The 20554-nt window shown below is 58.7% G+C and carries 20 protein-coding genes; 10 read left to right on the top strand and 10 right to left on the bottom strand.

The annotated features are described in order from the left end of the window. The first annotated feature begins 53 nt into the window (after positions 1–53). The 4 genes from EUU23_RS09170 to EUU23_RS09155 are packed head-to-tail and all read left to right on the top strand — an operon-like array spanning position 54 to position 5137. Positions 54–1286 (top strand): LptF/LptG family permease, encoded by a 1233-nt coding sequence (locus EUU23_RS09170; protein WP_160353849.1) that lies wholly within the window; start codon positions 54–56, stop codon positions 1284–1286. A gap of 3 nt (positions 1287–1289) precedes the next feature. Further along, a complete protein-coding gene (gene lptG / locus EUU23_RS09165) occupies positions 1290–2378 on the top strand; it encodes an LPS export ABC transporter permease LptG (RefSeq protein ID WP_160353848.1) in 1089 nt (362 codons plus the stop codon). Further along, on the top strand, positions 2347–3930 hold the full coding sequence (locus EUU23_RS09160) for an oligosaccharide flippase family protein (RefSeq protein WP_160353847.1): 1584 nt from the start codon (positions 2347–2349) through the stop codon (positions 3928–3930). Before lptG ends, EUU23_RS09160 begins: the two co-directional genes overlap by 32 nt. Positions 3931–3979: 49 nt before the next feature. Then, the gene (locus EUU23_RS09155) at positions 3980–5137 is read left to right on the top strand and encodes a GNAT family N-acetyltransferase (RefSeq protein ID WP_160353846.1); all 1158 of its coding nucleotides are present in this window, start codon (positions 3980–3982) and stop codon (positions 5135–5137) included. Between the two features lie 13 nt (positions 5138–5150). On the opposite strand, the gene EUU23_RS13980 is transcribed toward EUU23_RS09155, so the two are convergent. From EUU23_RS13980 to EUU23_RS09145, 3 genes are all read right to left on the bottom strand, one after another. Continuing rightward, positions 5151–5306, bottom strand: coding sequence for a hypothetical protein (locus EUU23_RS13980; protein WP_179956539.1), 156 nt, complete (start codon positions 5304–5306; stop codon positions 5151–5153). A 23-nt stretch (positions 5307–5329) separates the two neighbouring features. Continuing rightward, a complete protein-coding gene (locus EUU23_RS09150; RefSeq protein WP_160353845.1) occupies positions 5330–5638 on the bottom strand; it encodes a DUF952 domain-containing protein in 309 nt (102 codons plus the stop codon). 81 nt (positions 5639–5719) lie between these two features. Continuing rightward, positions 5720–6019 (bottom strand): DUF1294 domain-containing protein, encoded by a 300-nt coding sequence (locus EUU23_RS09145; RefSeq protein ID WP_160353844.1) that lies wholly within the window; start codon positions 6017–6019, stop codon positions 5720–5722. A 56-nt stretch (positions 6020–6075) separates the two neighbouring features. Between EUU23_RS09145 and EUU23_RS09140 the strand changes: the two genes are divergently transcribed. Next, positions 6076–6723 carry an SOS response-associated peptidase family protein gene (locus EUU23_RS09140; RefSeq protein ID WP_160353843.1) on the top strand — a complete coding sequence of 216 codons (648 nt, stop codon included), beginning with the start codon at positions 6076–6078 and terminating at the stop codon, positions 6721–6723. 81 nt (positions 6724–6804) lie between these two features. Here EUU23_RS09140 and EUU23_RS09135 read toward each other — a convergent pair whose 3' ends face one another. Continuing rightward, complete coding sequence (locus EUU23_RS09135; RefSeq protein ID WP_160353842.1) at positions 6805–7560, bottom strand: SIMPL domain-containing protein; 756 nt, start codon at positions 7558–7560, stop codon at positions 6805–6807. 147 nt (positions 7561–7707) lie between these two features. On the opposite strand from EUU23_RS09135, the gene EUU23_RS09130 reads away from it, so the two are divergent. Both EUU23_RS09130 and gloB read left to right on the top strand, forming a co-directional pair. Further along, positions 7708–8148 (top strand): VOC family protein, encoded by a 441-nt coding sequence (locus tag EUU23_RS09130; RefSeq protein WP_160353841.1) that lies wholly within the window; start codon positions 7708–7710, stop codon positions 8146–8148. Continuing rightward, entirely contained in the window at positions 8148–8873 is a 726-nt protein-coding gene (gene gloB, locus EUU23_RS09125; protein WP_160353840.1) for a hydroxyacylglutathione hydrolase, read from the top strand. The genes EUU23_RS09130 and gloB overlap by 1 nt, the downstream gene beginning before the upstream one ends. Before the next feature lie 303 nt (positions 8874–9176). Here the strand turns inward: gloB and EUU23_RS09120 are convergent, their stop codons facing one another. Genes EUU23_RS09120 through EUU23_RS09110 form a run of 3 tightly spaced genes read right to left on the bottom strand, consistent with a single transcriptional unit; the run spans position 9177 to position 14699 of the window. Continuing rightward, positions 9177–12485, bottom strand: coding sequence for an error-prone DNA polymerase (locus EUU23_RS09120; RefSeq protein ID WP_160353839.1), 3309 nt, complete (start codon positions 12483–12485; stop codon positions 9177–9179). Continuing rightward, positions 12482–14020 carry a Y-family DNA polymerase gene (locus tag EUU23_RS09115; RefSeq protein ID WP_179956538.1) on the bottom strand — a complete coding sequence of 513 codons (1539 nt, stop codon included), beginning with the start codon at positions 14018–14020 and terminating at the stop codon, positions 12482–12484. Before EUU23_RS09115 ends, EUU23_RS09120 begins: the two co-directional genes overlap by 4 nt. Beyond that, positions 13920–14699, bottom strand: coding sequence for an ImuA family protein (locus tag EUU23_RS09110; protein ID WP_160353838.1), 780 nt, complete (start codon positions 14697–14699; stop codon positions 13920–13922). The genes EUU23_RS09115 and EUU23_RS09110 overlap by 101 nt, the downstream gene beginning before the upstream one ends. Before the next feature lie 106 nt (positions 14700–14805). On the opposite strand from EUU23_RS09110, the gene EUU23_RS09105 reads away from it, so the two are divergent. Beyond that, complete coding sequence (locus tag EUU23_RS09105) at positions 14806–16269, top strand: phospholipase D-like domain-containing protein (RefSeq protein WP_160353837.1); 1464 nt, start codon at positions 14806–14808, stop codon at positions 16267–16269. Positions 16270–16284: 15 nt separating this feature from the next. Here EUU23_RS09105 and EUU23_RS09100 read toward each other — a convergent pair whose 3' ends face one another. After that, positions 16285–16899 (bottom strand): hypothetical protein, encoded by a 615-nt coding sequence (locus EUU23_RS09100; RefSeq protein WP_160353836.1) that lies wholly within the window; start codon positions 16897–16899, stop codon positions 16285–16287. Positions 16900–17154: 255 nt separating this feature from the next. Here EUU23_RS09100 and EUU23_RS09095 point away from each other — a divergent pair, with 255 nt between their 5' ends. Both EUU23_RS09095 and EUU23_RS09090 read left to right on the top strand, forming a co-directional pair. Continuing rightward, entirely contained in the window at positions 17155–17865 is a 711-nt protein-coding gene (locus EUU23_RS09095) for a helix-turn-helix domain-containing protein (protein WP_160353835.1), read from the top strand. Continuing rightward, entirely contained in the window at positions 17862–19157 is a 1296-nt protein-coding gene (locus tag EUU23_RS09090) for a DNA-packaging protein (RefSeq protein WP_160353834.1), read from the top strand. Before EUU23_RS09095 ends, EUU23_RS09090 begins: the two co-directional genes overlap by 4 nt. A 9-nt stretch (positions 19158–19166) precedes the next feature. Here the strand turns inward: EUU23_RS09090 and coaD are convergent, their stop codons facing one another. Next, the gene (gene coaD, locus EUU23_RS09085) at positions 19167–19667 is read right to left on the bottom strand and encodes a pantetheine-phosphate adenylyltransferase (RefSeq protein WP_160353833.1); all 501 of its coding nucleotides are present in this window, start codon (positions 19665–19667) and stop codon (positions 19167–19169) included. Beyond that, positions 19667–20548, bottom strand: a complete 882-nt coding sequence (locus EUU23_RS09080; protein ID WP_160353832.1) for a polyprenyl synthetase family protein — start codon at positions 20546–20548, stop codon at positions 19667–19669. Before EUU23_RS09080 ends, coaD begins: the two co-directional genes overlap by 1 nt. Positions 20549–20554: the final 6 nt, after the last annotated feature.

Below are 20554 nucleotides of genomic sequence, written 5' to 3'. Positions count from 1 at the left end.
ACGGTCTATCGGGTGAGTTTGCGGCCAAATTAGGGTAATAGGGCGACCATAAGTTGAAATTTATCACCGCCACTGACCGCTATGTCTTCCGGCTTGTAATGTTGCCTCTGCTTGCCACACTGGCGATTGCGGCGTCATTATTGCTTCTCGAAAAAATGCTGAGCCTGTTTGACTTCGTCGCGGCAGAAGGTGGTCCGGTCAGTGTTGTATGGCGCATGCTGGCCAATCTCATTCCCGAATATCTCTCTTTGGGAATTCCAATCGGGCTTTTGCTGGGCATTTTGCTGGCGTTCCGAAAGCTTGCAACCTCTTCTGAACTCGACATATTTCGTGCCGTGGGGATGAGCTATTTCCGCCTTTTGCGTGTCCCTTTCATGCTCGCCATTGCCCTGGCAGCATTGAATTTTGCCATTGTCGGTTTCATCCAGCCAAGCGCGCGCTACTTGTATGAAGAGTTGCGCTTTGAATTAAGGTCCGGTGCTTTTGGCGCGAAGGTCAGGGTCGGCGAATTTAACAATGTTGGCGAAAATTTGACCATGCGGATCGAAGAAAGCCGCGATAATGGCAACCGGCTAACCGGAATGTTTGTGTACGCCAAAAGCAAAAATGGGCAGTCAATTGCGGTTTCTGCGGAAAAAGGCCAGTTTCTCAGGACTGATGATCCGGACACAATTTTGTTGCGTTTGGAAAAAGGTACGCTTGTCCATGATGCTCCCAATTATAAAACGCCCCGCGTATTGAGTTTCAGTAGTCACGATGTGCCGATACCATTGCCAAAGATCGAGAGTTTCCGTGCGCGCGGCGGCAAGGATCGTGAATACATCATCACCGAATTGATGAATATCGGTGGGGATGCGAGCAAGCCTGTCGGTGAACGCAACAAGGCTTGGGCAAATTTCCATTTCCGCTTGGTTGAAGTGGCGATGATGCTGTTGCTGCCTTTTCTAGCGGTAGCTTTGGCGATTCCACCCAAGCGGTCGACATCGGCACTTGGCGTTTTTCTGTCGATCATCATGGTTGTGACCTACCACAAAATTAACGAATATGCAGAAGGCGTGGGCGGCATGGGTGTCGTGGATCCGTTCATTGCCCTATGGGTGCCATTTGCATTTTTTGCTGCGCTGATCTTGTGGATGTATCATGTGATTGCCCATGTCCCCGGCGGTCAACCGATCGGTGCGCTGGAGGTTTTTGCAGACCGGATCGGCAAATCCATTCGCAAAGCATTCGATTTCGGTCGAAAATCACGCCTGGCAACCATCGGCATGCCAGAATCCGGGGACTAAATAATGCATTTCTTTCCGTCCCGTAACATCACAATCTATATGGCGAAGCTGTTCGTGGTCCGAACCTTTGCGGTTCTGGCCATGCTGGTCCTCATCTTGATGACGCTCGATCTTTTGGGGGAGAGTGGCAAGATACTCTCTGTTCCGGGCAATGATCAAGGCGATGTCATGCGCTATGTCATGATGCGCGCACCGCAGATTATTGCACGTTTTTTACCATTTTCCGTTCTGCTCGGGACGCTTATCGCATTTGCAGCCCTTAGCCAGAATAGCGAAGTAGTCGCCATGAAAGCGGCGGGATTGTCGGCCCACCAGATACTCGCCCCCATGTTTGTCGCCAGTCTTGCGGTGGCCGGGATATCATTTGCTTTCAATGATATTGTGGTGGCACCCAATACCGCCCGCCTGAAAATATGGCAGGCCGAAGATTATGGTCCTGTGCCATTGGATACCGGTATCAAAACCAATGTCTGGGTCCGCGAAGGTCCGGATTTGATAAATGCCGGAACCGTTACCGGCGCAGGCGATCAGACGGTGCTGGGGGATGTCAGCCTTTATCTTCGCACCAATGGGAGCCTTCGTCAGGTCGTCCGCGCGCGCGAAGCCCGTTTCACGGGCAAGGCTTGGAAACTTGAAGATGTAACAAGTTTTAATGTTGCCACAACCGAAGAAGAAAAGTTCGATACGCTCGACGTTGGCAGCGATATCAAACCGGATCGATTCAATTATGTAAAAGTGGACGGCGATAGTCTCGGTTTTTTCCCTTTGATGAATGCGATCAGTGATCTGAAGGCTGCAGGTCGGCGCACGGACAGTCTTGAAGGCATTTTATGGCACAAATTATCAGGGCCGCTGTCAACGCTGCTGATGCCTTTGCTTGCGGCGGTTGCCGCCTTCGGATTGGCGCGTTCAGGTGCGCTTTTCCTGCGTGTGGTTATCGGCATGGCGCTGGGTTTTGCGTATTTTGTGGCAGATAATTTTGCACTCGCAATGGGCAATTTGGGTGCCTACCCGCCGATAATTGCCGCTTGGGGTCCGTTTTTGCTTTTCTTTCTGATTGGTGAAACCGTGCTGGTCCGAACCGAAGAATGAGCATTTCGAAGTGAGCGGGCCTATCGAAGACGCGCTGGTTCCGCCAGCGCCCGCCGTGAGTAATACAGAGGTCGCCAAGGGCGCCGGGCTGGCCGCCCTGTCGCGGCTGGGGGCACTTATCGAGGTTGTCGCGCAGCCTGCCTATACCTGGATGTTCGGCTTGTCCGGCTATGGCATTTATGTGGTCCTGTGGGCTGCGATCAATATATTGGCGAATATCCTGGATCTGGCGATGGGACAGGCGCTGCAACGTGTTGTTCCAGCAGAAGCGGATCGGCCTAGCCAACATGCGGCAGTCAAATTCGCACTGGTAACGGGCACCGGCCTTGGCGTTTTGGCAGCATTGGCGATGTCCTTGTCGGCAGAGTGGCTGGCCGGGTTTTTGGCGACCGCACCGGAAGATGTGGCGCAGATGCCGCGTGCCATCGCGCTCTTCGCATGGAGTCTTCCGTTATGGATTTTCGTCGAAATTGCGACAGCGGCGGCCCGCGCAAAGCGTGCATTTGGTCCGGAAATTCGGCTACGTATTTTCTGGGAACAGGTTGCGCGCCTGTTATTCGCGGGAGGTTTCTTCTTTGCCGGATTTGATTTGTTGGGTTTGCTGCTGGGGCATATGCTGTCACTGGCGGTTACCGCAATAATGTCGGCCCAATTGCTGGGTCGCTATTATAACATGCGAATGCTGATCCGGGCGCCGATGACATTAACGGTCCGTGCTGCGGTGTTGAAAGGCGGCGCCGCAATGCTGCCCCCTGCAATTGCACGGCGGGCATATAATGACCTGCCGCCGATTTTGCTTAATCTGATGGTTCCAGGTACGGCGGGCGCTGCAGCAGCCGGATTATATGGCATAGCGCGAAAAATCGCATCGATTCCCCTGATCGTCCGGCAATCATTCCTCTATGTCCTGTCGCCCCTTGCATCGGCTCAGGCGTCGGTTGATCGTGGTGCGTTGCTACCAATGTATCGATTTTCGACGCATATGTCGCTGCTACTTGCGGTGCCATTGACGGGTTTCATGATACTGATCGCATCGGATATGTTGACCGCTTTTGCGCCCGGGACTGCGGCTGCGCTTCCGGTGTTGGTTATCCTGTTGGCGGCTAGGGCCGGCGAGGCCGTAATAGGTCCGGCAACGCCAATTGTGGAAATGGTCGGCCACCGCGGGCTCCCATTGCTGAACTCAATCATCGGCCTTGCTCTGTGGCTGCTGCTCGCCCTTTTCCTCGTACCTGCTTATGGCGCATTGGGCATGGCAATTTCCGTTTCTTTCGCGGTGGTCGCCACTGCATGGGCCGCGGTGGTGGAATTGCAAATCAGCGACGGGCTCAGCCCATTTGGCGCAGGGTTTTTCCGCGCCCTTGCGGCGGGCACCGCGATCATCATTTTTCTGTGGGCTGCCGGCGAGGTTTTAATGCCATTTGGCGCCCGCGTCCGTGCGTTGACGCTTTTCGCATCATTTTGGCCTTCGCTATGGCTTGGACTGCGTTATGGATTGGATGAATCGGACAAGGCCGCGCTGGGTTCGTTCCGAAAACGGATTCGTATTTAGGGTCAGTTATCCTAAGTATATTGACAGTTGGCAGAGGCGGACTCAAAAAATGGTTATGACAGAAATTATCATCCGACCCGTGCTGACAAAGGCTGACATGAAAGCCTTTGTGGACCTTCCTTACCGCTTATATGCCGACAATCCCCATTGGGTGCCGCCTTTAAAGGACGAGGTTTACGGCCTGATTACGCCGGGGAAAAACCCTTGGTTCGAACATGGCGAGGCAGAGTTTTTTCTGGCCGAACGCGGTGGCCAGATTGTGGGACGTATCTCAGCGCACATCGATCATCTGGCATTGCAGCAACCCGCTGAACAGGGAATGGGCCTAGGCTGTGGCAATTGGGGCTTGTTCGAGGCCGAAAATGGTGATGTCGCCGCCTTGCTGATTGAAAGGGCGGAGGCCGCCTTGCGCGCAAAGGGCATGACGCGGTCCTTGGGACCAATCAGCCTTGCGATGTGGGACGAACCGGGTTTGCTTGTCGAAGGATTTGACGAGTCACCTGTGGTCATGATGGGCTATAACCACCCAGCCTACGCCGATTGGGTGTTGGCTGCCGGATATGTCGGAGTGCAGGATCTGCTGACATACGACCTGCCGATCGATAAGGGTCTTCCTGAATTGTCGAGCCGGATCGTCGCCATGGGCGAACGGTCGGACAAGATCCGGATAAGGCGCGTTGACAAAAGCAGATTCGACGAAGAAGCCGCGCTTCTGCTCAGCATCCTAAATGATGCCTGGAGCGACAATTGGGGCTTTGTGCCATTTACCGATTCCGAAATCGCCTATGCCGGCAAAAAACTGAAACCGATCGTTTTTGAAGATCTCATCCGCGTCGCAGAAGTTGACGGAGAGCCGGTCGCGTTCATGATGACGATTCCAGATCTAAATGAAAAGCTGAAGGATTTTGGGGGCAGTTTATGGCCCTTTAATTGGGCAAAATTGCTATGGTGGTTACGCAAGCCAAAAGTGCGTACAATGCGTGTACCGCTGATGGGTGTCGTCAAAAAGCTGCAGTCCACGCGGATGGCGAGCCAGTTGGCATTCATGCTGGTTGAATATATCCGTCGCGATTCAGTTTCCAAATTCGGTGCCGTTCGCGGCGACTTTGGGTGGGTACTTGCCAGCAACGGCCCCATGCGTTCGGTGGGGGAGGCTGTGGGTGGCACCGTCAATAAAGTTTACCGGATTTACGAAAAGCAGCTTTAGGCGGTAACTGCCCTTATCCCTTTTGTTTTGCCTTGTGGGCCGCAATATCGGCGTCAAGCGCCGCAATCCGGAGGCGTTCCGGGGAATCTTTGGGCAATCCTTTCAGCCGCGCGGTCGCCCAGAGGCTGCGGCGTTCAGATTCGAGGGCTTTGAGATAGAGATCGGCCATGAGCTCTCCCTATGCGGTAAAGCTCAGGACGTAAATGCTGGTTCGTCAATCACCGCGTCCACCGGCAGCGCCCCGTAAATATGTGGAAACAGCGCACCGCCGCGTGATTCTTCCCATTTTACCAGATTACCCAGGACCGAGAGATCCACTTTGGCAATGACGAGTCCGGTCTGCCCTGCAAAATGTTTGTCGAGCGTGCCCTGAAGCTGGTCGGCGGCGGACAGATGGATATAGCCATCGGCCAGATCGACCGGCGCGCCGTAAAATATACCGTCGGCTTGAAATTGCGCCCATTGGTCAACGGTGAAAATCTTGAATGCGGTTTCGGGCATCGGGAATCCTGATGATATGATGTGCAACAGCCCATCCCTTTTTCAGCAAATGCCCGTCATGACAAGGGGGCCTGGCAAAGGCTATCCGGCCAGCAACCAGCCGCTACCCCCCGCAATCAACAGGCCTTGAAACGCGGCGATGCTGTGCAGCATATTGGAAAAGGGCTGCTTGCGTGTCTTGTGCCGAAATAGCGAACGGCCGGCATAGGCCCCGGGTGACCCACCCAAAAATGCGAGCATGAGCAGCGTGGATTCAGCAATGCGCCACTTGCCCGCCTCGGCTTTCATCTTGTCGATACCAAAGGCGGCAAAGGCACAAAAATTGACGGCAATATATGCGGTAGCCAGATTGGTCGGCGTCAGAAATGGGACAAAATTCATATCAAGGCTCGTTTGCTATGGTTGCTTTAGCAGGTGCTGACCCTAATCTGCACATAATGTGTAACCATTATGCAAATAACCCCGACGCACAGGCGCTGTTGCAAACGTGGCGCGAATATATTTCGTGGAGCCTGACCGATCATGTTCCGCCCGCCCCTATCGAGCTGGAGGAAGAAATCTGGCCCCGGCGCGAAGCGGCGGTGGTGCGGCAGGATGGTGCGCTGGATGGGGCGATCGACCTGATGACATGGGGCGTGCCGTTGTCGTTGCCGGGCAAGCGGCCGAAGACGACGGTGACGAAGCATGTCACCAATGTCCGCAATCTTGCCAGCCCCTTTTGGCGCGCGATGCTGATAAAGCCCGAGCAACGCTGCCTTGTGCCCTTCACCCGCTTTGCCGAACCGAAAATGGGGCAGGGGCGGGCGGAGCATTGGTTTACGATCACCGACCGTCCGGTTGCAGCTTTCGCGGGTATCTGGCGCTGGGCGGGTGGGGCGACGACGGGAGGGGTGTCGCCGCCCGAGGGGAAAAAGACGTTCGCCTTCCTGACCTGCGAGCCCAACCCGCTGGTCGCACCGCTGCATCCCAAAGCGATGCCGGTGATCCTGCAGGAGGCTGATTACCAGATCTGGCTGACGGCGGAATGGGATGATGCCGCGCCGTTGGTCGCGCCGTTTCCCAGCCAGTTGATGGCGTTCGACTGACGGCGCGCATTTTGGTCCGATTTCTGCACCATTTAGACGCCGACAAACGCATTTAAATGCTCCTGCCGCTTGGTCCAAAGCCTAATCCAGGTAATATTCGACCGTGGTGACAACCCGGACCTTTTTATAGGGCGAATCCGACACGCCCCAACCGCCGGCGGTGTCGCCGTCGCGGGCGGTGACTTCGAAATAGCCTTGGGTTGCCGATTTGATTCTGCCGACGCCGGTGCCGCTGTCCTTTGCGAACTGCTCGGCTGATTTGCGGGCATCTTTTGTGGCTTGGGCAATCATCTCCGGCTTGATATCATTCAGTTTTGTGAAGGTATAGGCCATGCCGGATCCCTCCTCCAGCTCTACACCGCTTTTGACGAGATCAAACTGCCGCTTCACGGCGGCTTCGGCCTTTTTGATGTCGGTGGTACGCAGCGACAGGCGCTGCTTTACCGTATAGGTGGGAATGCCGTTTTCATTATATTGCGAGACATTGGCGCCGGTTGGCTGCAGGGCATCGGCATCAAAACCGAGGCTATTGAAGAAGCTGCGGATAGCCTTTGTGTCGCCGTCGACTTTGGCCTGAGCCGATTGCAAATCACCCGCCTTTGCCGAATAGGCGATCGTCCATGTGGCAAGGTCCGCGGTCACATCGCGCTCTGCTAGCCCGCGGACGGTCACTGCGCGGTCGGACTGTTTCATGCGCACCAGCCCGTCGCCCATCAGATAGCCGCCCGCTACCAGACCGGTCGCCAATAGCGCCGTGCCCGCGAGCCACGCCTTGCCCTGATTGGCGGTTAGCTTACCGAGCCAGCTTGCCCCTTGTGTTTCACTGTCATCACCCATTATCTGATCCTAGAAAATTCCACCCCGCAGCCCTGTGCGCCCCTTGCGCCGGATGCTGTCCGGGTCCATTTGTTGCGTCGACCCACTGCACGGTCCGCTAATGCATCGGCGATGAACCGTGCCTTAACAGAGATGAATGGAGTTATTATGGCGACGAAATATCTGCACACGATGATCCGCGTGACCGACCCCGACGCGACTGTCGCCTTTTTTAAGCTGATCGGGCTGGAGGAAGTGCGGCGTTTCGACAGCGAGGCGGGACGATTCACGCTCATCTTTCTCGCCGCGCCCGGCCAGGACGGGGTTGCGGAAGTCGAACTGACCTATAACTGGCCGCCCGCCGATGGCAGCCCTGCGGAAAATTATAGCGGCGGCCGGAATTTCGGGCACCTGGCCTATCGGGTCGACGATATTTACGCGACCTGCCAGCGGCTGATGGACGCGGGCGTCACCATCAACCGTCCGCCGCGCGATGGCCATATGGCCTTTGTCCGCACGCCGGACGGCATCTCGATCGAACTTTTGCAAGTAGGCCATATGGAGCCTGCGGAGCCTTGGGCAAGCATGCCCAATGTCGGGAGCTGGTAATGGCGCTGGAAATTGTCCGCATTCCGGTCTTGTCCGATAATTATGTCTGGCTGGTCCACGAACCGGTGAGCGGCGAGACCATGGTGATCGACCCTGCCGTAGCACCCCCCGTTCTGGAAAAGGCGGAAGAGCTCGGCTGGAAGATTTCGCAGATCTGGAACACCCACTGGCATCCCGACCACACCGGCGGCAATGTCGAGATAAGGCAGGCCACCGGCTGCACGATCACAGGACCCGCCGCCGAAGCAGGGCGTATCCCGACATTGGATGTGCAGGTGAAGGGCGCCGATGTTGTGCGGCTGGGCGATGTGACCGCTGATGTCCTTGATGTCCCGGCGCATACGGCAGGCCATATCGCCTTTCACTTCGCCGAAGATAAGGCCGCTTTTGTCGGCGACACGCTGTTCGCGATGGGCTGCGGGCGGTTGTTCGAGGGCACGGCGGAGCAGATGTTTGGCAATATGCGCGCGCTAGAGGCGCTGGGCGACGACACCGCCATCTACTGCGCCCATGAATATACCTTGAGCAACGGCCGCTTCGCCCTCACCGTCGAGCCGGACAACAGGGCTTTGGTGCAGCGCATGGCAGAGGTTATCGCCTTGCGCGATCGGGGGGAGCCGACGGTGCCGACCACCATCGCGCTTGAAAAGGCGACCAACCCCTTCATGCGTGCCGCATCCGTGGCCGAGCTCGCCGCACGGCGGGCTACGAAGGATGCCGCGTAAGTTGGGACTCAACGGGGAGTAGTATTCAAGAAGAAGGAAACTAAGTTTCAGGATGAAGTCTACCTACTCCGCGCACTCCGCGAACTCTGCGTGAACCAGAAACACGGCGCTAATGGGTTCACGCGGAGACCGCAGAGTACGCGGAGGTAGGAATTGGGCCAGTCAATGAAGGCACCAATCCCCCTCCCGCTTGCAGGAGGGGTTAGGGGAGGGGGCGGACCGCAGGTCCGCCTTGCGCCTTCACCGACCCAACCTCCCCCGGCCCCTCCCGCAAGCGGGAGGGGAGTAGAGATGGGTCGCGGCCTAATGAAAATCGCGCGATCTCGGCAGGATGCGGACGTCGCGCGGGTAGCCATGACGGGGCGCGACGGGGCGTGCAAATTCGTCCGACCGGCTGAGCGGAACATTGGGATCATGGCTTTCGGATAGCCGGTCCAGCTCATGCGTCCGGTCCGTAATCGTCGTCGCCATCAGGTGCACAACGCCTTCCTTGCTGCGCTGCACCTCCCCTTCGATCACCATCAGGCGCGCGCCCATGACAGCGCGCCTTTGCCGCTCGAACATGCGTGCCCATAAAAGGGCGTTGATTATGCCCGTCTCATCCTCGATGGTGATGAAAATGGCGTTGCCCTTCCCCGGGCGCTGCCGTGTCAGCACGACCCCGGCAGTCTTCACCCGAGAACCGTGCCGCGCCTTGTCGGTCTCGGCACAGCTCAATATCCCCTCACGCGCAAATACCGAACGCAGGAACTGCATCGGATGCCCTTTCAGCGACAGCCGCGTCATCTGGTAATCCGCAGCCACATGCTCGCACATCGGCATGGCGGGCAGGCGGGCGTCCAGCTCTTCGGCCAGCTCGCGCGCATCCGCTGCGGCAAAAAGCGGAAGCTGGTCCGACGGCGTCCGCCGTGCCTCCCATCCGGCGGCGCGGCGGTCGAAGCCGAGGGACCGCAGCGCATCGGCATCGGCCAAAAGATGCAGGTCGCGCGACGGCAAAGACGCCTTGTGCGCGAGCTCCTCCATGGAGGCAAAGGGCCGTGCGGCAACAACCGCCCTGGCCCAATCCTGCCGGAAATGATCGACCTGCCGGAATCCCAGCCGCAAGGCCCCCGCTTCGATGCTGTTGTCCCATTGGCTGAAGTTAATGTCGATCGGCCGGACCTCGACCCCATGCGCCCGCGCATCCTGCACCAATTGCGCGGGCGCATAGAAACCCATGGGCTGGGAATTGAGCAGGGCAGCGGTAAAAATGGCGGGGTGATGGCATTTGAGCCAGGACGACACATAGACCAGATGGGCAAAGGCCTGTGCATGGCTTTCGGGAAAGCCATAGCTGCCAAAGCCTTCGATTTGCTTGTAGCATCGCTCGGCAAAATCACGCTCATAACCACGGCGCACCATGCCCTCGATCATCTTGTCGCGATAATCCGGCATTGTCCCCACATTGCGGAATGTGGCCATTGCACGGCGTAATCCATTGGCCTCGTCCGAGGTGAAAGCCGCCGCAACCATGGCAAGCTTCATGGCCTGTTCCTGAAACAGCGGCACGCCAAAGGTGCGGTGAAGAATGTCGTACAGTTCCCGCGGGTCATGCGGCGGGGCGGGCGCGGGGAAATCGACGGGCTCTTCCTTGTTGCGGCGACGCAGATAGGGGTGGACCATATCCCCCTCGATAGGCCCGGGGCGGACAATCGCGACCTGGATGACCAGATCGTAAAACTCCTTGGGCTTCAGGCGGGGGAGCATGTTGATCTGCGCGCGGCTTTCCACCTGGAAGGTGCCGATGCTGTCGCCTTTTTGCAGCATCTGGTACACCGCCGGATCCTCTGCCGGTATGCTGTCCAGGCGATAGTCACCCAATCCGTTTTCCCGGATGAGGTCGAGGCTTTTGCGGATGCAGGTCAGCATCCCCAGCGCCAATATATCGACCTTTAACAGGTTGAGCGCGGCGATATCGTCCTTGTCCCATTCGATGAAAGTGCGATCTTCCATGGCGCCATTATGGATGGGCACGGTTTCATCCAGACGGTTTTCGGTGAGCACAAAACCGCCGACATGTTGCGACAGATGGCGCGGGAAATCGAGCAACTGGCCGACCAGCGCATGCAGTTGGGCAATCTGCGGATTGGCCGGATCAAAGCCTGCCTCCACCAGCCGCTCTTCGGGCAACTCCCGCCCGAAACTGCCCCAGATCGTTCCCGCCAGCCGCGCCGTCACATCCTCGGTCAGCCCCAGCGCCTTGCCAACCTCGCGCACCGCGCTGCGCGGACGGTAATGGATCACGGTGGCGGCGATGGCGGCACGGTGGCGTTTGTACCGCTGGTAGATATATTGCATGACCTCCTCGCGGCGCTCATGCTCGAAATCCACATCGATGTCGGGCGGCTCGTCCCGCTCTTTCGACAAAAAGCGCGAGAAGAGCAGATTGTTGGCAACAGGATCGACCGAGGTAATCCCCAACAGATAGCAGATCACCGAATTGGCGGCAGAGCCTCTTCCCTGACACAAGATGGGCGGTTCTTGCGTGCGGGCAAATTGGACGATGTCGTGCACGGTCAGGAAATAAGGTGCATAATTTTTCAGCCGGACAAGCTGGAATTCCTCCTTCAGTATCTTCACCAATTTGGGCGGCAACCCATCGGGATGGCGACGCTGCGCCTCGGTCATGACCAAATGTTCCAGCCAGCCTTGTGCATCCCAGCCTTCCGGCACGGGCTCATGCGGATATTCGTAACCCAGGTCCGCCAGATCAAAAGTGATCTGCCGCAACAGGCGGGACGTTTCGGCAATGGCGTCGGGACAATGTGCGAAAAGATCGGCCATCTGGCCGGGTGATTTGAGATACCGCTCCGCATTGCTGTCCAGTCGGGCACCAGCCTGTGCCACAGGGACGCCGAGGGATATTGCCGTCAGGACATCGTGCAAGGGCCGGTTCCGGCACTCTGCATAAAGGGCGTCGTTCGTGGCAAGCAGGGGAACATCCAGATGCTGGGCCAAAAGGCGGGATTGTTCAAACTGGCGCCTGTCGCTGCCCTGAAGATGCATGGACACCCCCAGCCAGACGCGGTCGGGCGCGCATTTTTTCAGGCGCAGCAAGATATTCTCGATCCCCTGCGGCGTTGGCTCCACCAGGCGCAACCCCTCGCTGCCGTCATGATGGTCATAGGGGACAGGCTTGCCCTGCGGCGTATTTTCCTGCGCCGTGGACACAGGCAAAAGGATGAAGAGTATATCCTGCGCGTGCGCCGCCAGATCGTCGAAATAAAGGATGCAGCCCCCCTTTTTCGACCGCATATTCCCGGTTGTCAAAAGCCGGGTCAGCCGTCCCCACCCCAGACGGGTGCGGGGATAGGCGACAATATCCGGCGTCCCGTCGGCAAAGACCAGCCGCGCGCCGGTGACAAGCCGGAAACCTTGGGGCAATAGGGATTGGGCGCGGGCGGCCTTGACTGCACTCCATGCCCGCACGACACCTGCCACACTGTTGCGGTCGGCTATGCCAAGCGCGTTCATACCAAGTGTGGCCGCCTGCATCACCATTTCCGCCGGAGAGGATGCGCCGCGCAAAAAGGAATAATAGGTCGCAGCGACCAGTTCAGCATAGGCAATCATGCGAACAGCCCGTGCAGATACCAGCGCGGGTCACCCCCTTCCGCATATAGCCCATGCCGGAACAGCCAGAAACGCCGGCCTTCACTGTCCTCCACACGGTAATAGTCGCGGGTCGGTCCGCCCTTTCCCGGTTCATGCCCCGCCGGACGCCGCCACCATTCGGCGGCGATCCGTTCGGGCCCCTCCACAAAGTGGACCAGATGGACATGACGCCGCCACCGGAACTGGCGTGGCGGTCCATCGGGCAGCAGCGCCGTCACCTCCACAGGCTGCGGCGGGTCGAACAGACGGAAAGGCCGCATTTGCGGTTCCTGCATCTGGGGTGTGATCCGGAAAGCCGATGGCGGTCCAGCCTGCGCGGGACGTTCAAAGGTTGCACGTTCGGGAATATGGCTGTTGCCCATGTGAAAATGACGGACACGCTCCGGCCCCAGGCGCACGCTCAACCGGTCGATCAGCGCCGCCTTTTCCGCCTTTACATTGACCTTGGATTCAAGACCTGCCTGCACAAGGGCCAAATGTTCGCTGCACGGAACAGCCATATGGATCATGTCATAGCCAAATCCCGGGTCGAGCGGATCGGACAATGTATCAATCCGCTCCCCGAACAACCGGTCGAGCAACGCGGCATCACGCGTCGGGGTGCCGGTATCCACGGCAAGCCGCGCGACATGACCGTCACTGCGGAACAGGGATATTTCGAACCGCCGGCCACCTTCGCCACGTTCCTGCAACAGAATGGCGCTTTGCTGTGCCAGATGGGTAATCGCCGCCATAACATCCTGCGTGCGCGCCACCGGCTCTGCAAAATTGAGCGCCACCTGGATAACCGGGGCGGCCCGGCGCGGCGTAATGCGGGGATCTTCTTCCTCCAACAGACGCGCAAGTGTGCGGCCATAATCCTTACCGAAGCGCGCGGCAAAGGCGGCACGTGGACGCGCGGCAAGGTCGCCGACAGTTTTCAAACCGGCCCGCTGCAACGCGGCATGCACCTTTGCGTCGCAATCCAGCGCGTGCACCGGCAATGCGTTTATCACCCGCACACCAAATCTGGCCTTGGCCCGCGCGCTGTCCGGTGTCGCACCCAAGGCGATACGCGCGGTCAGGCCATGACGCCGCAGCCACATTTTCAAATCCCGGGCAAGGGCCGCTTCGGTGCCGCCAAATATATGCGCGCAGCCGCTAATATCCAGAATCAGACCCTGCGGCGGATCCAAAGCACAACTGGGGGTATAGCGTTCGCATCCGTCGGCAATCCATTCGAGCAATTGCCTGTCCGCCTGCGGATCATGGTCAAATACCGCCAGATCAGGGACGCGCGCCCGCGCATCGGCAAGCGCCATGCCGGGCGTCATGCCCAGCCCAAGCGCAGCCATATCGCAGGCGACAAGCCGCATGGCCCCGCGCTGCTTTTCAATCAGCGCAAAAGGAACGTCAGGCGCTCTGTCTCCGCAACTCCGGATCAGTCTTTCCGCCGGCAGAACCGGCAGAAAGACCGCCAGATAACGGCGCGTCGTGAAAAATTCTGTCTCCATGATCCCAGGTCACTCTCGCCGCAAAAGGCGCAATGCCGGCGCGGTGGCGCAGCAAATTGATGTCGAATGTTGCAAATCCCGGCACGTTGCCTGGTAGAGGCAGCGATGGCGCGGACCGGACCTGCCAGCGGGTGGTGGCCGCGCTGGGCATCGGGGCCGCATCACCCCGCACCAGCAGTGCCAGAACCCCGGCTTCGCGCGCGGCCAGCACCAGCCGCCGTGTCGATGTGAGGTCGATCAACCGGGCATGGCCCTGTACCTCCAAGATGACGGCACCTGCGGCTTTTGAACGGATTCCATCGGCTGCGGCGCGCAAGGCATCGCGCATATCCGCCGCCTGAACCAGCACCAGGCGGGCAGGATCTGCCCCCATTTGTGCAAGGCCCGCCGCATGGAGCCGGCCCGAGACCTGCCGTTCCTTGTCCCCCGAAACCCACAAAATATGCGTCTCTGCGTCAGGCAAGCGCAGTGCCATAAGCATGGCAAAGGCGCCCGCCGCAGTTCCATCGCTATGGTCCGCCCCGAAAAATTCATGCAAACCGTCCTGCGCGATTCCCCCATGCAGCCGCTGGTCCACCAAAGGCGCGCCGACCGGCAGAAGCCTTTGCGGCTTCTCCGACTGATATTGCTGCCACATCCTGTTGGATGGGGGTGCAGATAGAATCGCCTTTATGTTCATGATTTGTTCTATACCTTCTTTTTCCAGAATGTGGAGTCAGCTTTTTCTCGTTAAATTGCGGCAGGACCTGTTAGATGCTGTTATAAAGAAAGATGCAGGAGACCAAATGAACCCCGACATTTCGGAAAGCCCGGGCATCTGGTGCCATGCGAAAGCGACGCGAGCGCATGCTGTCGTCGACGCGGCGCCCTATTATGAAATCATCCAGGCCGCCATGATGAATGCCAAGCACCGCATCATGCTGATCGGCTGGGATTTCGACACACGCATTGATTTAAGCCGGAGCCGCCGGAAAAAAGGTGACCCGCCCAAGCGGCTCGGTGATTTCATATTGTGGCTGGCCGACCGGACGCCGGGGCTGGAAATCAAGCTGCTCAAATGGAATTTCGGTGCGCTTAAGCTGGTCACGCGCGGATCGGCCATGGTGGATGTCGCCAAATGGGCGATGCACAAACAGATCCAGTTCAAGCTCGACAGTGCCCATCCTGCTGGATGCAGCCACCACCAGAAAATCGTCGTCATTGACGACAAGATGGCCGCATGCGGTGGGATCGACATGACGGCAGACCGCTGGGACACCCCCGAACATGTCGACGGCGACCTACGGCGCAAGCGCCCGAACGGGAAGCTGTATGGCCCTTGGCATGACACGACCATGCTGGTCGAAGGCGACGCCGCCGGTGCACTCGCCGTCCTTAGCCGGGCGCGTTGGGAATTGGCCGGTGGCGACCCCATGGACCCCTGTCCAACAGATGCTGCTTCGCCCTGGCCCGAATTTCTGGAGGCCGAATATCAATTTGTCGAAATGGGGATCGCGCGCACCCGCGCGGAATATAAGGATGCCACCGAAATCCGCGAAATCCAGCACTTATTTCTGGAACAGATCGCCCGCGCCAAGAAGTTCATTTACGCAGAAAACCAGTATTTTGCCTCGCCCAAAATCGCCGATGCCATCGCCAAGCGTATGGCGGAACCCGACCCGCCCGAAATTATCGTCGTCAACCCCGAGGCCGCGGACGGATGGCTGGAGCAAAAGGCCATGGATGGTGCCCGCGCGCAGCTGCTGCGCGCCATAGGGAAGCACGACCCCAAGGACCGTTTCTGCATCTATGTTCCGCACACCAAGCAGGGTGAGCCGATCTATGTCCATGCCAAGCTGATGATTGTGGATGACGAAATATTGCGTATCGGTTCCGCCAATATGAACAACCGTTCGCTGGGATTGGACAGCGAATGCGACATTTTCATCGATACGACCCGCCCCGGCAATGAAAGTGCCAGCCCGACGATCCGGTCGATGCGCGCTTCGCTTTTGGCCGAACATTGCGGACTGTCCGAAGAAAAGGTGCTCGAGCTTCTCGAACAGGGAAAAACCATGCGGCACATCATCGACACGGTCAAAGGCAATGGCCGCCGTCTGGTGCGGCTGGATATTCCGGAACTTACGGATGCGGAAAAGGCGATTGCAGAGAATGCGGCGCTAGACCCCGAAAGTGCCGACCAGATGTTCGAACCTTTTTCGAGCCCCGGTCTGTTTTCCCGCGTCAAACGGTTACGCTCACCGGGGTAGTTTGCGGCGCCAGGTTCAGCGATCTCGTTTCTTTTCAGGCGCAGGGGTGGGCGCAGGCGTGGGGCGATTTTGGTTTTGGGACACGCCTGCCACTTGCAACGGGACAATGGAAACGCCGTACAGACGCCATTTGCCCGCCATCCACTGATAATAAAGTTCAAACTCGACCGAGGTAGGCCGGATGCCAAAATAGCCGCGCAGATAGAGCACATCGGGTTGCACCATTTGCGGCGGCGCTGTGTAGGAAGGGGCCACCAGCAACGCATTGGACAAGTCGATTTTGCTGCTTCGTAAACCAGCAAAAATCTCGGATAGGCGCGCAGCATTATTGTTGATTTGAAACCCGGTCGCCGACAAATCGCGCAATACCGAATAATTTCCGGACTGGTTGGCATTATCCACCGCCGCCATCGTCCCCCAAATCAGCTTGGCAAGCTCCAGCTCCCCTGGGATGGGTGCGGGTGAAAGGGTGTTTTGCGGTGCAACAGATTGCGGCAATTGTTGTTGATCTTGTGCAGTGGCGGGCGCTGTAAAGCCAGCCCAAGCCAGCATTACGGACAAAATAACCGATCCAAAGGGCCGCCAGTGATGATTATCCACTCCAGATTGCTGCACCGGCTTTCGCTCCATAACTCTGCATTGAATGATAGATAGCAATACAATGCCCCCCGCATTTCGCAACTTATTTTGGCGCATCGGGGAAGAGACATGTGCATTCTCGGGTGCAATTATGCGGTGTTGCGGTGCAAAATAGTGTCAAACCGGCAGTTCGAGAAGAAAACCAAATAGGTTATATTTATTGACATCGTAACGCTGTTGTGGTAAATATGGGTAGGCTGGAAATATCATAACCGGCATCAATTCCCCTTCATAAAGGATATAATCATGTCATCTAAAACCGTGCCACATGCGTGGCGGCGGGTGTTTTTGCGTGTGCTTGGCCAGGGTGCCAATGTCCGCGCGGCCGCCCTTGCCGCTGATATTCATCATTCGACGGCCTATCGATATCGCCGCGATAATCCCCATTTTGCCAAATTGTGGAACGATGCGTTGGGTACGGCGCGGCAGGCGATGGTCCAAGGCCAGGTACCCGAAGAACTGGCCTTTGCCGACGCCCGCCCGCGCGTCATCCGGTCATCGAAAGATGGAAAGACCCGTGTGATAGCAGTCGGCAAGGGGCGATGGAGCGAAGAGGTGGAGGAAAAATTCTTTACCGTTCTGGCGGCCACCGGAAATGTCAAAGAGGCGGCACGACAGATCGATATGTCGGCCAGCACCTTGTATAACCGCCGCAAAATCTGGCCTGCATTCGACGCGCGCTGGGATGAGGTGATATCATTGGCGACCGAAAGACTGGCGGTCCAATTGCTCATGTCGGCCAGCAATCTGCTTGAACCACCCGATCTTCCCGTGCCTGATCTGGAGGGCATGTCGGTCGAAAATGCAATCCGCGTGGCCCAGCTTTACGAAGCCCGGCGCCGGAAAAACGGCGATTTGCGGCGCTATGACAGGAAACGCCCGCCGGTCGATGTCGAAGCCGTCAAGGCGGAGATTATTCGCAAGGCAGAGCTGCTCTCGCGCGCGAGCCGCCGATGAGGAAGCGGTTCTTTAATGCCGTGATCGGCGATTATGGCGCGACTCTGATCGAAAAGCTGGACAGGCGCACGGCGGAATGGCTGAATGCCGATTTCGCCACCTTCCACCATGAAGGCCAGTTGCCGCCGGACAGCGACTGGCGCACCTGGATGATCATGGCGGGACGCGGCTTTGGCAAGACGCGGGCTGGCGCGGAATGGGTGTTGGCACAGGTCCGCGCCCAACCATGTACCCGGATCGCGCTGGTTGCCGCCACATTGGACGAAGCGCGCCGGGTGATGGTGGAGGGGCCATCGGGTCTGCTCAAGCTGGCGCAAGAGGACGAGATCGAGCTTTGGTCGGCGGCGCAGCGGACCTTGTGGTTCAAAAATGGCAGTGAGGCCATTGTCTATTCCGGGGCCAGCCCAGAAAGCCTGCGCGGGCCGGAGCATCATTTTGCCTGGGCCGACGAGCTGGCCAAATGGCAACATCCGGTCGATACATGGGACAATTTGCAGATGGGCCTGCGGATGGGGGCGCATCCGCGCGCAGTGGTCACGACCACGCCGCGCGCCTTGCCCTTGCTGCGGCGGATAATAGAGGCCGCCGACAGCGTGCGTACCGGGGGCGCAACGGGGGAAAACCCGCATTTGCCGGAAAGCTTTGTGGGTGCGATGCAGGCCCATTATGGGGGCACGCGCATCGCGCTACAGGAATTGGAAGGGCGATTGTTCGACGATGTCGAGGGCAGTCTGTGGCCGCTGGAACTGATCGCCCGGTGCCGCAGCGCGCCCGATCGCGACATCGGCGTCACCCGCACAGTCATCGGCGTCGATCCGCCCGCCTCGGCCAATGGGACATGCGGCATCATTGTGTGTGCGACCGGCCGCGATGGCAACGCCTATGTGCTGGCCGACTGTTCGGTTGGCGGTGCCTCGCCCGAAGGCTGGGCGCGGGCGGTGGCTGATGCAGCGATGGCCTTTGATGCCGACCGTGTGGTCGCTGAACGCAATCAGGGTGGGGCGATGGTACGTTCGGTCCTGCTGGCGGCGGCGTCAACCTTGCCGCTGGAACTGGTGCATGCGGCCAAGGGCAAGGCGGCGCGGGCAGAGCCGGTGGCGGCCCTGTTCGAAAATGGCCGCGCCCTGTTTGCGGGGCATTTTGCCGAGCTGGAAGCAGAGCTGGCCGGGCTGGTGCCCGGCGGCTATATCGGTGAAGGCAAAAGCCCGGACCGGGCCGATGCGATGGTTTGGGCGCTATGGGCGTTGATGCTGCGTGGCCAGCCACGTACACCCCAGATCCGCGCGCTTTAGGCCCTGACCTTAGCTTTTTGCCTTGGCGACCCGCGCGACCACTTCGTCGCGGATGGCGGGCGTCACGAACTTCCCAATCTCCCCGCCATAGAGCGCGATTTCCTTGACGAGGCGCGAGGCAATGGGTTGCAGGGCGACGTCGGCCATCAGGAACACGGTGTCGACGCGGGTGTTGAGCTGCCGGTTCATGCCGGTGAGCTGATATTCATATTCGAAATCGGTCACGCCGCGAATGCCGCGGATCACCGTCGTCGCGCCAACCGATTCCGCAAAATCCATCAGCAGCGAGTTAAAACCGACAACGCGGATAGTCGCATCGCCGATGCTCGCCACTTCGCGCTTCACCATCGCGATGCGTTCATCGTCGGAAAACATCGGCGTTTTGGCGGCGTTGGTGGTGACGCCGATGACCAGCTCATCCACCAACTTTGCCCCGCGCCGGATGATGTCCATATGGCCCAGTGTGATGGGGTCAAATGTCCCGGGATATACGCCGATGCGATGTGTCATTAACGGTCCCTCTCCGTAATATAATTGGCAATGGCGCGCAGCAGGTCGGCCTCGCTGCCATAGCCTGCCAGATGCTCGTTCGCCTGCGTCACCAGCATGCCCGCCTGTTGCTTGGCGCGCTCGAGGCCCATGAGCGAGACGAACGTCCCCTTGCCCGCATCGGCATCCTTTTGCAGCGCCTTGCCAGCGAGTGCAGGGTCGCCCTCCACGTCCAAAATGTCGTCGGCAATCTGGAAAGCGAGGCCGATATCGCGGGCATAGCCTTTCAGATGCGCGCGGCCTTCGGGTGGAATATGGCCGAGGATCGCGCCCATTTCGACGCTGGCGGCAATCAGCGCACCGGTCTTCAGCGCCTGCAACCGCGTGACCGTGGGCAGGTCAAAGGTTGTCTTTTCCGCCTCCAGATCCATCATCTGCCCGCCCGCCATGCCATCAGGGCCGCTCGCCAGCGCAAGGGTGGCGATCAACTCGCTGCGGATGAAAGGGTCGGTATGGGTGCGCGAGCTTGCCAATATTTCAAAGGCCAGCGCATGCAGCGAGTCGCCCGCGAGCACGGCGGTCGCCTCGCCAAAGGCGCGGTGCACGGTGGGCTTGCCCCGGCGCAAATCGTCATCGTCCATGCACGGCAGGTCGTCATGGATCAGCGAATAGACATGGATCGCCTCCACCGCCGTCCCGACGCGCAACGCGACATCGCGGTCGACATGGAACAGGGCCGCGGTCGCGGTGACCAGCAAGGGCCGCAATCTTTTGCCCCCGCCAATCGCCGCATGGCGCATCGCGGCATAAAGCGGGTCGCGCGCATCGCCGGGCAGCGCGAGCAGCCGGTCAAATTCGACGTCTACATCGGCGGCAATCTGGTTCAGCGCGTCATGCAACATGCCGGA

The organism is Sphingorhabdus profundilacus (assembly GCF_009769755.1).
Lineage (GTDB): Bacteria > Pseudomonadota > Alphaproteobacteria > Sphingomonadales > Sphingomonadaceae > Sphingorhabdus_B > Sphingorhabdus_B profundilacus.
Note: the sequence above shows the minus strand (reverse complement) of the source record. Positions and strands in the feature narration are given on the sequence as shown.